The sequence below is a fragment of the Rathayibacter sp. AY1C7 genome (assembly GCF_002931865.1).
Lineage (GTDB): Bacteria > Actinomycetota > Actinomycetes > Actinomycetales > Microbacteriaceae > Rathayibacter.
In genome coordinates, this window is record NZ_PSWB01000002.1 from 46,894 (window position 1) to 60,655 (window position 13,762).

Genomic DNA, 13,762 nt, shown 5'->3' on the forward strand with positions numbered 1-13,762 from the left:
ACACCGAGTGAGACAGCAAGGAGCACCACCGTGCCGCAGATCATCGAGACCGTCGACGTCAACGTCCCCGTGTCCGTCGCCTACAACCAGTGGACCCAGTTCGAGGAGTTCCCGCGCTTCCTCGACGAGGTCGAGTCGATCCAGCAGGTCACCGACACCCTCACCGTCTGGAAGGTGAAGGTCGGCCCCGTCGAGCGCGAGTTCGAGGCGAACATCACCGAGCAGCACCCCGACGAGCGCGTCGCGTGGAACAGCACCGGCGGCGAGACCGACCACGCCGGCGTCGTCACCTTCCACAAGCTCTCCGACACCGAGACCCGCGTCACCGTGCAGCTCGACTGGGAGCCCAAGGGCTTCCTCGAGACGCTCGGCTCGCTCGTCGGCGCCGGCAGCCACGCCGTGAAGAAGGACCTGAACAACTTCAAGGAGTACATCGAGAAGCAGGGCACCCCCGACGGTGCTTGGCGCGGCGACGTCGAGGCCTGAGCCGTGACCGACGCAGCCACCTCGTCCGAGGGCGAGAAGAAGGCGAACGGTCTCGGCGACGACGAGACCATCCCGCACTCCGAGGACGGGCTGGCGGTGGGGGTCTCCGGAGACTCGCACTTCAACCCCGAGGAGGACGCTCCCGAGGAGCCCTCCGAGAGCTGACGTTCTCCTCCGGGGAGCCCGACCGCTCTCCTCCGCGAGATGCCACTTGTGCACATGACACGCCACGAGGCGTGCGCACAGGTGGCATCTCGCGGTTGAAGGCTCAGCGCCAGGCCCGGGTGTACTGCGGGGGCACCGGCAGGTCCGCGCCGAGCTCGTGCGCCATCCGCACCGGAGCGTTCGGGTCGCGCAGCAGCTCGCGGGCGAGCAGCACGACGTCGGCGTCGCCGTTCGCGACCACGCCCTCCGCCTGCTCCGCCGTGGTGATGAGTCCCACGGCGCCGACCAGTGCACCGGTCGCCTTCCGCAGGTCGCGCGCGAACGGCACCTGGTAGAGCGGCGCCACCGGGATGCTGGCGTGCACGAGTCCGCCGGTCGACACGTCGAAGAGGTCCACGCCCTCAGCGCGCGCCCACTCCGAGACGGTGATCGTCTCCTCCAGCGTCCAGCCGCCCTCGGCCCAGTCGGTCGCGGAGAAGCGGACCAGCAGCACGAGCTCCCCGATCTCGGCGCGGACCGCGCGGACGACCTCGAGCAGCAGGCGCGCCCGGTTCTCGAGCGAGCCGCCGTAGGAGTCCTCGCGCGTGTTCGAGAGCGGCGACAGGAACTGGTGGAGCAGGTACCCGTGCGCGGCGTGCAGCTCGATCACGTCGAAGCCGGCGTCCGCGGCGCGGCGGGCGGAGGCGCGGAACGCCTCGACGAGGCCGGGCAGCTCCTCCGCGGCCAGCTCGCGCGGCTCCGCGTAGCCCTCGAACGCGACGGCCGAGGGAGCGACGGTCGGCCAGCCGCCGTCCTCCAGCGGCACGGATCCGCGTCCGCTCCACTCGCGGTAGGTCGACGCCTTCCGGCCCGCGTGGGCGAGCTGCACGCCGGCGAGCGCGCCCTGCCCGTGCACGAACTCGACGATCGGAGCCCAGGCGTCGCGCTGCTCGTCGTTCCACAGCCCGGTGTCCCAGGGGCTGATCCGCCCCTCGGGGACGACGGCGGTGGCCTCCGCGATGACGACGCCCGATCCGCCGCGCGCGAGCCCGCCGAGGTGCACGAGGTGCCACGAGGTGGGCACGCCGTCCTGCGCCTCCACCGAGTACTGGCACATCGGTGCCGCCCAGAGGCGGTTGCGGGCGGTCCTCGAGCGGAGCGTCAGCGGCTGGAACAAGGCGGTGTCGGTCATGTCTCTCCTGTCGTGCTTCTCCGCGGAACGCCGCTTCGGTACGCGATACGCCGGTGAGGGCGCACGCCAGCGGCATCTCGCGGAGGGGGTCACGTGCTCCAACCGGGAGGAGAGCCCGGCTATGCCCGGATCAGCGCGGCCAGGTCGACCCGGGCGCGTCCTGCCAGACGGTGCTCGGCGGAGCGAGCGACTCCAGCTCCTCGAACAGCGCGTCGGGGATCTCGAGCGCGTCGTCGGCCACGAAGGAGTCGTAGTGCTCGGCGGACGTGGCGCCGACGACCGTCGTCGTCACGCGGGGGTCGCGCGTCGAGAACTGCAGCGCGGCGGCGGCGAGCGGCACGCCCGCCCGCTCGCAGGCCGCTCCCATCGCCGCGACGGCGTCGACGATCTCGCGCGGCGCCGGCCGGTAGGCGTAGGAGGCGACCGGCTCAGGCCAGCGCACGAGGGCGCCTCCGCCGTAGACCGCCGCGTTGACCACGATCACGCCGCGGTCGACGGACGCGTCGATCAGCTCCTCGGAGGAGCGGTCGACGAGCGTGAAGCGGTTGTGGGTGATCACGGCGTCGAACAGGCCGGTGTCGACGTAGTGGCGCAGCATCGGCGCGGGTCCGCCCGAGATCCCGATCGAGAGGGCGACGCCCGCCTCCTTCATCGCGACGAGCGCGCGGACCGGGCCGTCCTCGGCGAAGGCCTCGTCGTACGAGATGCGCTCCGGGTCGTGCAGGTAGAGCAGGGGGAGGACGTCCATACCGAGGCGCTCGCGGCTCTCGTCGAGGCTGCGGCGCATCCGCTCGGCCGAGTAGCTGCCGGTGCTCGGGTCGCGGTCGAGCTTGGTGACCACGGTGATCCCCTCGGGGACGCCGCCGCGGGCCTGCAGGGCCTCGCCGATCAGGCGCTCGCTGTGGCCGCCGGCGTACTCGTTGGACGTGTCGACGACGGAGACGGCGCGGGTGGCGGCGTCGGAGTCGAGGACGCGCTCGAGGGCCGGCACCCGGTCGAGGTCGGCGACGCGCTCGGGGCGCCAGGAGGTGCCGAGGGTCAGCCGGGTGACGGTAACGCCGGACGGGCCGAAGGGCCGGAGGCGGGAGGACTGCGGAGTCATCCGCTCAGCCTGGCAGCGCCGGGGTCCTCCCCGCATCCCGCGGAGGATGAACGGTCAGTGGACGAGAGGGCTCTGCCCGACGACGCCGAAGCCCAGGAGCGTCGTCGCGAGCGTCCCGGCGGAGAGGTGGGCGATCCGGAAGACGGTGTCGGAGCGGCGCGGCCGCCTCCGAGGTCGACGAGGTGTCGTGCTCGACGGGATCCCTCCGCGGGGCCTTCCTCGGGGCGCGATGACCGGCGGCGGACCGGCGCGAGGCCGCCGTGACGGCCGGACGCGGGCCGGTGGTGCGGCCTAGGCTCGGCGCGTGACCGTCGATACCGCCGCCGCCGACTCCTCCGCCCGCTCCGCCGTGCTCGACGCTCTCGCCACTCCGGCGCTGGTGCTCGACGAGGCGGTGCTCGACCGCGACATCGCCGCCGTCGCCGCGGCTGCCCGCGAGCGGGGCCTGGCGCTCCGCCCCCACGCGAAGACGCACAAGTCGCTCGAGATCGCCCGGCGCCAGCTCGCCGCGGGGGCCGTCGGCCTCACCGTCGCGACCGTCTCGGAGGCCGAGGTCTTCGCCGCGGGAGGGATCCGCGACCTCTTCATCGCCTACCCGCTCTGGCTCGACGCCGAGCGCGCCGGGCGGCTCCGCCACGTCCTCGCGAGCGCCCGCGTGCGGGTCGGCGTCGACTCGGCGGAGTCGGCCGAGCGCCTGGCCGCGGCCCTGCCCGAGCGCGAGGGGCTCGAGGTCGTCGTCGAGATCGACTCCGGCCACCACCGCAGCGGCGTGCTCCCCGCCGAAGCCGGCGCGATCGCCGCGGCCGCCGTCTCGGCCGGGCTCGACGTCGCCGGCGTCTTCACCTTCCCCGGCCACAGCTACGCGGCCGGCAACGGAGCGGCGGCCGCCCGCGACGAGGCGCGCGCGCTCGCCGAGTCGGTCGCGTCGCTCGCGGCGTCCGGAGTCGAGGCCCGCGTGGTCAGCGGAGGCTCGACCCCCTCGGCCGCGTTCGCCGACTCCTCGGTGCTCACGGAGCTTCGCCCCGGGGTCTCGGCCCTCGGCGACGCCCAGCAGTGGGAGATCGGCACGATGACGCCCGAGGACATCGCCGTCACCGTCCTCGCCACGATCGTGTCCCGCCGCGGCGACCACCTGATCGCCGACGCGGGCAGCAAGGTGCTCTCCTCCGACCGCGGCGCGGCCTCGAGCGGCTTCGGCCGCCTCCCGGAGCACCCGGAGGCGCGCATCCCGGTGCTCTCGGAGCACCATGCGACGATCACCGGAGTCGACCTCCCGGTGGGGACACGCGTGCGGATCGCGCCGAACCACGTCTGCGTCGCGGTGAACCTGGCCGACGAGTACCGCGTCCTCCTCCGCGACGGCGGCGGCTCCGTCTGGCCCGTCGACGCCCGCGGGCGGAACAGCTAGGCGATCCGCGAGCGCGGCATCCGCAGGCCGAGCAGCGCGCTCGCCGCCAGCAGCACGAAGGCGGAGGCGAAGGCCGCGGTCGGCGATGCGGCGTCGGCGAGAGCGCCCGCGAGCAGCGGCCCGATCACGCCGCCCAGGTCGGACGCGGCCTGGAACACCGAGACCGGCTTGCCGCCGCGCTCGCCCGCGGCGTCACCGACCAGCGCACCCGGGGCCGTTCCCATGAAGGCAGCCGCCGCTCCGTAGACGCAGAGCAGCACGACGAGCAGCCACAGCTCCGAGACGAACGGCATCGCCAGCATCGCCACCGCCGCGACGGAGAATCCGCCGATCAGCGCCGGGCGCCGGCCGACCGTGTCGACGAAGCGGCCGGCGGGCGCTAGCGCGATCGTCTGCACCACCGCGGCGATCGCGAAGGCGATGCCGGTCCAGGCGGGCTGCCCGCCGAGCCCCTCGACGACGAGCACGGGGACGAGCGTCGCGCGGACGCCCATCGCCGACCAGCCGAGGGCGAAGTTCGCCAGCACCGCGCTCTGGTACCGGCGGTCGCGAGCCACCTCGCGCAGCGGCTTCGTCCTCGCCGCGGCGGACGGTGCCGCGTCGCGCTCCGGCCGCTGCAGCAGGATCAGCCCGACGAGCCCCGCGATCGCGAGCGTGCCGGCGTAGAAGAAGAAGGGGGCGGTGAGCGAGATCGCCGTGAGCACGCCGCCCACCGCGGGGCCCGCCATGCCGCCGAGCAGGAAACCGCCCTGGTAGAAGCCGATCGAGCGGCCGCGCCGCTCCGGGCTCGCGGTGCGCAGGAGGAGCGTCATCGCCGCGACGGAGAACATCGCGGAGCCGATGCCGCCGACTCCGCGCAGCAGGAGGAGGTGCGGGTAGTCGGAGGCGAAGCCGACCAGCGCCGAGGAGAGCGCGACGATGCCGATGCCGACGGCGAGCACGACCCGCTCGCCGAACCGGTCGACGAGCGGCCCCACGAACGGATTCGCGACCAGCCGCATCAGCGCGAACGCCGAGACGACCGCGCCGACCGCCGTGTAGTCGACGCCGAAGCTGCGCACGTAGGTCGGCAGCACCGGCACGACGACGCCGAACCCCAGCATCACGAAGAAGGCGACGACCCCCAGCACGAGCACGTCCCGCGGCAGTCGCTCGCTGTCTCGGGAACGCCACGGGAATCGCACCTGTCGACGCTACCCCTTCTCGAGCGCCCGGCCCGCGCCTCGATGTGTCGAGTTCGCGCCGACCGTCCGACACCCTCTCCGCGATGGATACGGTCCCAGGACCCGGCGGATCTGCAGGCGAATGAGGAGACGTCATGAAGAGTTCTCTGTGGTTCGGGTCCGGTCTCGCTGTCGTCGCGCTGGCGCTGACGTCGGTTCTCGGGGCGTAGGTGGCCTCGGCCGCTCCGATTCAGCCGAACAAGAACTGCGAGTACGAGTTTCAAGGGGGGTGCGTGACGTGGTACACCGGCGTCTCGACCTGCGATCACATCGTCGAGACCAGTGCCCCGGAACATCGCAAGAAGGCCTGCGCGGTCTGGGTCACGACGGGGACGATGCACATCGAGCGATGATCGATGGTGGACCGCACGACCGCCTCATCGGCGGTACTCGTATCCGTGCTGCTCCTTGTGGGCTGCACCGAGCCGGGAGGCGATCAGGAGGCCGCTCCCTGCGTCCCGCTCGAGCGCACGTGGAACGACTACGCGCCGGAACTCGATCCCGTTCTGCGTCCACCGTTTCGCGAAGCCCTCGAGGGCTTCGACGAGAGCTCCTCGAACTCGATCGCGTCCGACGCTGCTCGTCTCGCCACGAGCAATCTGCTCTCCGCGATCTCCGGGGATCGACGAGCGAGCGAGTACTTCTGGAACGCCATGGACCTGATCGGCCGTGAGTGCGCCGAGGCGGGAGTCCCGCTGTCGTTCGACCACCACGGCGAGCAGCTGACGACGGGGAGCAGCGCCGACCACGGGCGCCCGCCCTGGGTCGTCGATCCGCCGCCTCAGCCGGAGAGCGGCACGATCGAGCCGACGATCCCGGAGTAGCTCACGTAGTAGAGGACGCCGTCGCGGTGGAGGACGCCGCGGCCGGGGTAGCTCTCGTCCGGTCCGTCGGGCCCGTCGAGGAAGCCCGGAGCCGCGGTGTCGTCGGCGGTGAACCCGTCCGCGAGGAGCGCGGCGCTCCGATCCGGCCACTCCGCGTCCGGGACCGCCAGCTGCCCGACCACGACCGACACGTCGCCCTGGCCGCTCCACCGGCAGAGCACCCCGTCCTCGGCGATCTCCTGCACGACGGGGTAGTCGACGTCGTAGACCGTCGTCTCGGGCGAGAGGGCGAGACCGTCCTCGGCGAGCGACGCCTCCTCCTCGGCGGTGAGCAGGTCCTCGCAGGGGAGCAGGGCGGTGGCCGGGGTCGCGGTGGGCAGCGGAGTCGCGCTGCCGGCGCTCGCGGTCGGCACGGCACTGCTCGGCGTCGGAGCGCTCGAGATCAGCGGTGAAGCGGTCGTCGGGGCCGTCCCCTCGTCGGCGCTTCCCGTGCAGCCGCTCAGCGCGAGCAGCCCCGCCCCGCAGGCGAGCAGCGCACCGGCGCCCCTCGCGGTCGTCGTCCGGATCATCGCGAGCCCCCTCGTCCGCGGCGGCCGCATCGCCGCCCCCTCGATCCTCTCCTCCGCCCTCGCCGGCTGTCCACCGCCCCCGGCCGGCGCCGAGGCGACTACCGCTTCGGCCCAGCGCCGATCGCCCAGACCCGCGGCGGCACGGTGCCGTTGACCGCGTGGTCGCCGACGATCCGCGCCTTGAACACCCACGGATTGTGGCTCGCGGCCGTGCGCGCATTGCGCCAGTGCCGGTCAAGGTTCTTGCGGGTGCTCACCCCGGAGGCGCCCAGCGCGTCGAAGAGGTCGGAGGTCGCCCGGGTGGCCAGTTGCGTCAGGACGATCTGGGCCTGCGCCGTCTCGAGCTCGGCGAGGTCGTTCTGCCGCTCGTCCTCGAGCGGGTCGCCGTCGAGGGCCGCGTCGTGCGCCCGCTGCAGCGCGACCGCCGCGCGCTCCACGATCGCCGCTCCCGCATAGGCGGCGGCCGATACCTGCCCCACCACCTGCAGGATCTGCGGATCCGCCGCGAACGACTCGGCGTTCCCGTGCGAGAAGATCCGGGTCCGCGCCCGCACTTCGGCCGCGATCTCGCGCTCGGCCCCAGCGATCGAGCCCGCCAGCACGGCCAGCAGCACCGCCTGGTAGAACGCGGTCTGGTAGCGGAACCGGGTCTCGAAGTCGATCACGTCCTCGGCCGCGACCACCGCCTCCGTGAAGGTGCTCGTCCCCGAGCCCGTGGTGCGCTGGCCGAAGCCGTCCCAGTCGTCGGCGTGCTCGACGCCCGCCTGGCGAGCGTCGACGATCGCGATCACCTTCTGCCCGGTGTCGGTGCGCTGGGCGAAGGTGTCGATCCAGTCGGCGAAGACGCTGCCGGTGGAGTAGTACTTCGTGCCGGTCACCGTGAACCGCGTCGGGTCGCCCTCGACCGGAGCGACCTTCGTCTGCACGTCGCCGATCGCGACCGTGCCGACCTCGGTCCAGGCGTTGCCGCCGAGCTCGCCGTCGGCGAAGCGCCGGAGCCAGCGCTCGCGGGTCCCGTCGGTCGCGAGCAGCCGGTCCTCGACCAGGGCGAAGTGGCCGCGGAGCGCCTGGGGGAGGTTGGAGTCGGCGGCGGCCAGCTCCGTCAGCAGGCGGAACAGCTGGGGGAGGCTCGCGCCGGCCCCGCCGGACTCCAGTGGCACGCGCACCGCGCCGAACCCGGCGTCCGCCAGCGCTCGGATCTGCGCGACCGGCAGCTCGCGCGCGCTCTCCCGCGCCGCCGCCCCCGCCGCGATCTCGGCGAACAGCGGCCGGAACCGCCCCGCCAGTTCCTCGTAGTCCACCTCGGGCACGGCCCGCACGTCGGTCGCGGTCATCGTCGGCTCCTGTTCCGCTGCGCCCACCCCGGGCGGCTCGTGCTCGACGGTAGGGGAGGAGCCCGGTCCGCGGTCCGCCCGTGACGCCCGGTGTCCCTCCGTGACGCCCGGTGTCCCTCCGTGACCTCCGGTGTCCCTCCGTGACGCCCGGATCGGGGAATGCCTCGCCCCCGGGGCTGTTGGCCCAGGGGATGTCCTCCACCACTCCCGTCCCCCCGTCCGACCCCCGCAGCGCCCTCGTCGTCGGTGCGACCGGCATCGGCGGCTCCGCCCTCGTCGACCTGCTCACCGAGCAGGGCTGGCCGGTGACCGCCCTCTCGCGCCGCCCGATCGACGCGCGCCCCGGCGTCACTCCGCTCGCCGCCGACCTTCGCTCCGCCGAGGACCTGGCCCGCGTGCTCGCCGACCAGCGCCCCACGCACGTCTTCTTCACCGCCTGGTCGCGCCAGGCGACGGAGGAGGAGAACATCGCGGTCAACGGCGGCATGGTCCGCGACCTCCTCGCCGCGCTCGCGCACGCTCCCGTCGAGCACGTCGCGCTGGTGACCGGCCTCAAGCACTACCTGGGCCCGTTCGAGGCGTACGGGCAGGGCGCGATGCCCGACACCCCGTTCCACGAGGAGGAGGAGCGCCTCGACGCCCCGAACTTCTACTACGCGCAGGAGGACGAGCTCTTCGCCGCGGCCGGGCGCGCCGGGTTCACCTGGTCGGTGCACCGCTCGCACACGGTCATCGGGCACGCCGTCGGCAACGCGATGAACATGGGGCTGACCCTCGCGGTCGCGGCGTCGATCCACCGTGCCGAGGGCACCCCGTTCGTGTTCCCCGGCTCGCTCACGCAGTGGAACGGACTCACCGACATGACCGACGCGACGATCCTCGCCGAGCAGATGCTCTGGGCGTCGACGTCGGAGGCGGGCCGCGACCATGCCTTCAACGTGGTCAACGGCGACGTCTTCCGCTGGCGCTGGATGTGGACCCGGATCGCGGAGCACTTCGGCGTCGAGCCGGTCGGCCCGGGGGAGGAGCCGCAGCCGCTCGAGCAGCAGATGGCCGATGCCGAGCCCGTCTGGCGGCGCCTCGTCGACGAGCACGGGCTGATCGAGCCCGACCTCTCCCGCGTCGCCTCCTGGTGGCACACCGACGCCGACCTCGGCCGGAACCTCGAGGTCGTCACCGACATCGGCAAGTCCCGCCTCGCCGGCTTCACAGCGTTCCACCGGACGGTCGACTCGTTCACGGCGCTCTTCGACCGCTACCGCGCGGAGCACCTGATCCCCTAGCCCGCCGGCCCTCATCCGTCGCCGCTCCGTCGTCCGCCGGACACCCCGTCGACACCCCTCGTCTCCCCGCCGTGCCTAGCGTCACGGCATGGCGGCGAGCGGATGATCGAGCGGGTGGACCCGTTCCTGGGCACGGAGGCGACCGCGCTCCCGGAGCCGACCGGGGTCGCAGCGACGTGGTGGTCGCCGAAGCCGCAGATCGGCAACACGCACCCCGGAGCCACCTACCCCCTCGGCATGGTGTCCGCGTGCTCCTACTCCGGCGCCTATCCGACGGGCTACGGCCGCTACGACCTCGCGCTCGAGGGGGTCCCGCCGACGCTCCACGACGGCCTCGAGGCGAGCGGATTCACCCACTTCCAGCAGTCGGGCACCGGCGCGATCCGCAAGTACTACAACTACCTGCGGGTCACGCCGATGCTCGAGCCGCTCGACGAGCTCGGGCGCAGCTGGGCCCTCGAGGACGAGGTGGCGGAGCCCGGCTACTACGCGGCGACCCTCTCCTCCGGCGTGCGGGCCGAGCTCACCGTCGGGCCCGCCTCCGTGGTGCACCGCTACACCTTCCCCGAGCACCGCAGCGCACGCGTGGTGGTCGACCTCTCCCTCGGGGGTCTGGCGATCCCGAGCGGAGCGACGGTGCCGCTGCGCGCGCAGCTGCACTCGATCTCGCCCGGAGTCGCGGCCGGCGAGGTCGTGATGGAGGGGGCGCCGCTCGCGGTGCACCTGGAGTGCGACGCCCTGCAGTGGCGGCAGATGCTCTGGTACGACCGCCGGCTGATGCCCGGCGGGACCCGGCTCGACTTCGACCACATCCGTCCCACCACGCTGCGCCCCTTCGGGCTGATGTGGGCGGGACCCAGCACGGCCGGGCAGACCGTCGAGCTCCGGATGGGCTTCTCGCTGCGGGGCACCGACCGCGCCCGCGAGAACCTGCATCGCGACGTCCCTCCTGCGGGCACCGGGTTCGACCAGCGCCGTGATCGCACCCGCAAGACGTGGCGGAAGCGCCTGCGCACGATCGCCGTCGACACCCCGTCCGCCGAGCGCGAGACGGTCTTCTCGACCGCGCTCTACCACTCGCTGATCAAGCCGTGCCTCGCTCCCTCCGAGAGCCCGTTCTGGCCGACGGACGGACCCTTCGTCTTCGACATCAGCACGATGTGGGACATCTACCGCACTCAGCTCCCGCTGCTCACGATGCTGCTGCCCGAGCGGGCGGTCGAGATCGCGGCTGCGCTCCTCACCATCTGCGAGGAGGAGGGCAACTTCCCGATCGGCTACCGGATGGCCAAGGGCAGCGACCGGTTCTCGCGCCAAGGCAGTGCCCTCGCGCACACCTTCCTCGCCGACCTCTGCCGGCTGGGGCTGCCCGGGGTCGACTGGGACGCCGCTCTCGTGCACATGAGCGAGGACCTCAAGCGGATGTACGGCGAGGAGTTCCTCGCCGCGGGGGAGGCTCACCCGATCAGCCACACGCTCGACCTGGCGCACGGCTACTGGTGCACAGCGGTCGTGGCCCGCCACGTCGGCGATCTCGAGCTCGCCGAGCAGCTCGAGGAGCGCGCCGCGCAGTGGGTGAACGCGTTCGACCTCCGCTCCGGCCTGCTCAAGGACTCGACGTACTACGAGGGCACCCGCCACAACTACTCGTTCCGCCTGCTGCACGACATGGCCGGGCGCATCGCCCTCAGCGGAGGGGACGAGGGCTTCGTCGCCCAGCTGGACGAGTTCTTCGGCTACGGAGCCGAGCCGGTCGTCCAGCCCGGGCTGCGCCCCGAGCGGAGCGAGATGCTCGCGGGAGCCGAGCTCGGACGCTTCGAGGGGCTCAACAACGAGCCCGACATGGACTCGCCGTGGGCGTACCACTACGCGGGACGGCCCGACCGGACCGCCGAGATCGTGCACGGCGTGCTGCACCAGCGGTTCGGAGCGGGCCGGGGAGGCCTGCCGGGGAACGACGACTCCGGCGGCCTCAGCTCCTGGTACGTGTGGGCGAGCCTCGGGCTGTTCCCCGTCGCCGGGCAGGGCCTGGTGCTGGTCAACGCGCCGAGCTTCGCGCGCGCGTCGGTGGCGATCGGAGGGGCCGACCTCGAGATCCGGACCACCGGCTTCGTCGAGCCCGAGCCGGGTGGGCCGGTCCAGTACGTGCAGTCGGCCGAGTTCGACGGCGCGCCCCTCCTGACGAGCGTCCTGACCGCGGCCGCCCTCCATCGCGGCGGCGAGCTGCTCCTGCACCTCGGTCCGGAGCCCTCCGACTGGGGGACCCTGCCCGAGCATCGGCCGCCCTCGTGGCCGGCGCGCCGGCACTGACCCCCGCTCGCCGTCACCCCCGCCACCACCGACCCCGCGCGTCCGGCCTCCGCCGCCGCACCCGACCGACGACCCCTGAAGGAGACCCATGGACCAGAGCACGCACGCGAACACTGTGCAGGACAGACTCGTCATCGTCGTCCGCGCCGATCCGGTGATCTGCGGGCACTCCGTCGAAGCGCGCAATATCGCCGAGACCGCCCGGGAGCGCGGATTCGACGAGGTCCGGATCGTCACCTGGCCGATCGACCGGCTCGAGGCCGCGGGCCTCCCGCTCAAGCCGCTCGACGCCGTGCTGCCCTACAGCGACGGCATCGTCGTGGAGCGGCCGGGACCCGTGGGCGACTACAAGGTCCCGGACGGCCGCTGGCTGGCCGGGATGACCGGGCGCCTGATCGAGCTGTTCACCGACGGCGTCCCGACCGTCTGCCTCTCGCTCTACCTGAGCCCGCACACGCTCGTCGTGGCCGACGCCCTCCGCGCCGCCTGGAGCACCGGACTGCCCGTCGAGGTGACCACGATCGCCGAGGCCGTCGGCTCCGACGTCACGAACGTGGTCCGCCGGGCGGTGGAGGAGGGCCGGCTGGGCGCCGCCGCCCACATCCTCTCCTCCTACCTCTCGCAGGACCACTGCGTCGCGGTGTCGGAGTACACGCGCGACCTGATCATCGAGGAGGCGGAGCGCGTCGACGCCGCGCACGGGACGCGCTTCGCTCCGCAGTGCCGGGAGCGCATCGCCGTGTCCTACCCGGCGATCGACGCGGACGCCTACCTCGACCTCGACCCCGGCGTCGTCGAGGAGGTCGTGCGGGCCCGCGGACTCCGGACCGACGGCTACGTCCTCTTCCTCTCGCGCCTGACCGAGGCGAAGGGCGTGGAGGATCTCATCACCGGCTACGAGCGCAGTGCCGTCCACGAGCGCCACGAGCTCGTCATCGCGGGTCGCGGTCCGCAGGAGGCGGAGCTGCGCCGGATCGCGGCGGCGTCACCGCTGGCGCACCGCATCCGCTTCCTCGACGACGTCGGCGACGCGGAGAAGCCCTTCCTGATGGCGGGCTGCGAGGCGTTCGTGCTCCCGAGCAAGCCGCGGCCCGAGTTCGTCGAGACCTTCGGCATCGCGCTGGCCGAGAAGATGCTCGCCGGGGGCGGCCCGATCATCACCACGCTGACCGGCGGCATCGGCGAGGCGATCGGCGAGCACGCCTTCGTGACCCCGGTCGACAGCCCGGACACGATCGCCGCGCTCCTCGACCACGCCGTCCTCGAGCTCAGCGCCGACGATCGCGCACGCCGAGCGGCGGCCGCCCGGGAGTACGCCCTGCAGTTCGATCGGCGGGTCGTGTTCGACCGCCTCTTCGCCCGCCTGGCGCGGCCCGCCGTGGCGACGGCGGCGCTCTAGCGGCGGGAGTCCGGAGAGGCCGTCGCTGCGGCACCCCTCGCGATGAGCACGTCCGGCGAGAGCTGGTGGCGCACGAAGCGGAGCGTGAAGCTGCGGCGGTCTCCTCCGGAGACCCGCTCGGCGAGGACGCGGATGCCGAGGACGGCGACGACGCGCCACTGCTCGGTCTCGTGGGCGACGACGGCGCAGAAGAGGTCGCCCGGGCGCACCTCGTCGACGGTGGTGGTGAGGCTGTTCGTTCCGTGGGTCATCTGGCCGCTCCTGGTTCCGGCGGACCTCGCGGACGGCGCTTCGGGTGCGCCGCGCAGCCGTCCGCCGGTCGCTCGAGAGGGGGGCCCGAGCGGCCGGCGGCCGGTCATGCGTGCGACAGCAGGGACGAGCCCGCCGGAACGACCCCGTGCCGCAGGAGCAGTGTAAGACTGCGACCCTGACCGTGGCGCGGAATGTCAACCACTTGCGACCGCGCTCCCGGGGTTCTCAGGCCCGAA

Annotated in this window: 13 protein-coding genes; 7 read left to right on the top strand and 6 right to left on the bottom strand. The window is 73.1% G+C overall.

Features of this window, described 5'->3' with window-relative positions:
- Positions 1 to 30: 30 nt before the first annotated feature.
- Positions 31 to 486: an SRPBCC family protein gene (locus tag C5C69_RS01200; protein WP_104224157.1), complete on the top strand. Its 456-nt coding sequence runs from the start codon at positions 31 to 33 to the stop codon at positions 484 to 486.
- A 3-nt stretch (positions 487 to 489) separates the two neighbouring features.
- Positions 490 to 651, top strand: a complete 162-nt coding sequence (locus C5C69_RS16810) for a hypothetical protein (protein ID WP_167299017.1) — start codon at positions 490 to 492, stop codon at positions 649 to 651.
- Between the two features lie 103 nt (positions 652 to 754).
- On the opposite strand, the gene C5C69_RS01205 is transcribed toward C5C69_RS16810, so the two are convergent.
- Both C5C69_RS01205 and C5C69_RS01210 read right to left on the bottom strand, forming a co-directional pair.
- Positions 755 to 1,822 (bottom strand): NADH:flavin oxidoreductase/NADH oxidase, encoded by a 1,068-nt coding sequence (locus C5C69_RS01205; RefSeq protein ID WP_104246991.1) that lies wholly within the window; start codon positions 1,820 to 1,822, stop codon positions 755 to 757.
- Between the two features lie 130 nt (positions 1,823 to 1,952).
- Positions 1,953 to 2,924, bottom strand: a complete 972-nt coding sequence (locus C5C69_RS01210; protein WP_181126995.1) for an aldo/keto reductase — start codon at positions 2,922 to 2,924, stop codon at positions 1,953 to 1,955.
- A 304-nt stretch (positions 2,925 to 3,228) separates the two neighbouring features.
- On the opposite strand from C5C69_RS01210, the gene C5C69_RS01215 reads away from it, so the two are divergent.
- A complete protein-coding gene (locus C5C69_RS01215) occupies positions 3,229 to 4,332 on the top strand; it encodes an alanine racemase (protein WP_258067476.1) in 1,104 nt (367 codons plus the stop codon).
- Here C5C69_RS01215 and C5C69_RS01220 read toward each other — a convergent pair.
- Positions 4,329 to 5,516, bottom strand: coding sequence for an MFS transporter (locus C5C69_RS01220; protein WP_258067478.1), 1,188 nt, complete (start codon positions 5,514 to 5,516; stop codon positions 4,329 to 4,331). The two genes, C5C69_RS01215 and C5C69_RS01220, sit on opposite strands and share 4 nt — an antisense overlap.
- 398 nt (positions 5,517 to 5,914) lie before the next feature.
- Here C5C69_RS01220 and C5C69_RS01225 point away from each other — a divergent pair, with 398 nt between their 5' ends.
- Positions 5,915 to 6,379, top strand: a complete 465-nt coding sequence (locus tag C5C69_RS01225) for a hypothetical protein (protein ID WP_104257123.1) — start codon at positions 5,915 to 5,917, stop codon at positions 6,377 to 6,379.
- Here C5C69_RS01225 and C5C69_RS01230 read toward each other — a convergent pair.
- Together C5C69_RS01230 and C5C69_RS01235 are read right to left on the bottom strand one after the other, a co-directional pair.
- Positions 6,337 to 6,948 carry a hypothetical protein gene (locus C5C69_RS01230; RefSeq protein ID WP_104257124.1) on the bottom strand — a complete coding sequence of 204 codons (612 nt, stop codon included), beginning with the start codon at positions 6,946 to 6,948 and terminating at the stop codon, positions 6,337 to 6,339. The genes C5C69_RS01225 and C5C69_RS01230 overlap by 43 nt on opposite strands.
- A gap of 98 nt (positions 6,949 to 7,046) precedes the next feature.
- Positions 7,047 to 8,282 (bottom strand): acyl-CoA dehydrogenase family protein, encoded by a 1,236-nt coding sequence (locus tag C5C69_RS01235; protein ID WP_104233459.1) that lies wholly within the window; start codon positions 8,280 to 8,282, stop codon positions 7,047 to 7,049.
- A 191-nt stretch (positions 8,283 to 8,473) separates the two neighbouring features.
- Here C5C69_RS01235 and C5C69_RS01240 point away from each other — a divergent pair, with 191 nt between their 5' ends.
- The 3 genes from C5C69_RS01240 (at position 8,474) to C5C69_RS01250 (ending at position 13,274) form a co-directional block, all read left to right on the top strand.
- A complete protein-coding gene (locus tag C5C69_RS01240) occupies positions 8,474 to 9,565 on the top strand; it encodes an SDR family oxidoreductase (RefSeq protein WP_104257125.1) in 1,092 nt (363 codons plus the stop codon).
- 114 nt (positions 9,566 to 9,679) lie between these two features.
- Positions 9,680 to 11,875, top strand: coding sequence for a glycoside hydrolase domain-containing protein (locus tag C5C69_RS01245; RefSeq protein ID WP_258063184.1), 2,196 nt, complete (start codon positions 9,680 to 9,682; stop codon positions 11,873 to 11,875).
- A gap of 88 nt (positions 11,876 to 11,963) precedes the next feature.
- Positions 11,964 to 13,274, top strand: coding sequence for a glycosyltransferase (locus C5C69_RS01250; protein ID WP_104257127.1), 1,311 nt, complete (start codon positions 11,964 to 11,966; stop codon positions 13,272 to 13,274).
- Here C5C69_RS01250 and C5C69_RS01255 read toward each other — a convergent pair.
- Positions 13,271 to 13,525 carry a hypothetical protein gene (locus C5C69_RS01255; protein ID WP_104246999.1) on the bottom strand — a complete coding sequence of 85 codons (255 nt, stop codon included), beginning with the start codon at positions 13,523 to 13,525 and terminating at the stop codon, positions 13,271 to 13,273. The two genes, C5C69_RS01250 and C5C69_RS01255, sit on opposite strands and share 4 nt — an antisense overlap.
- Positions 13,526 to 13,762 lie beyond the last annotated feature (237 nt).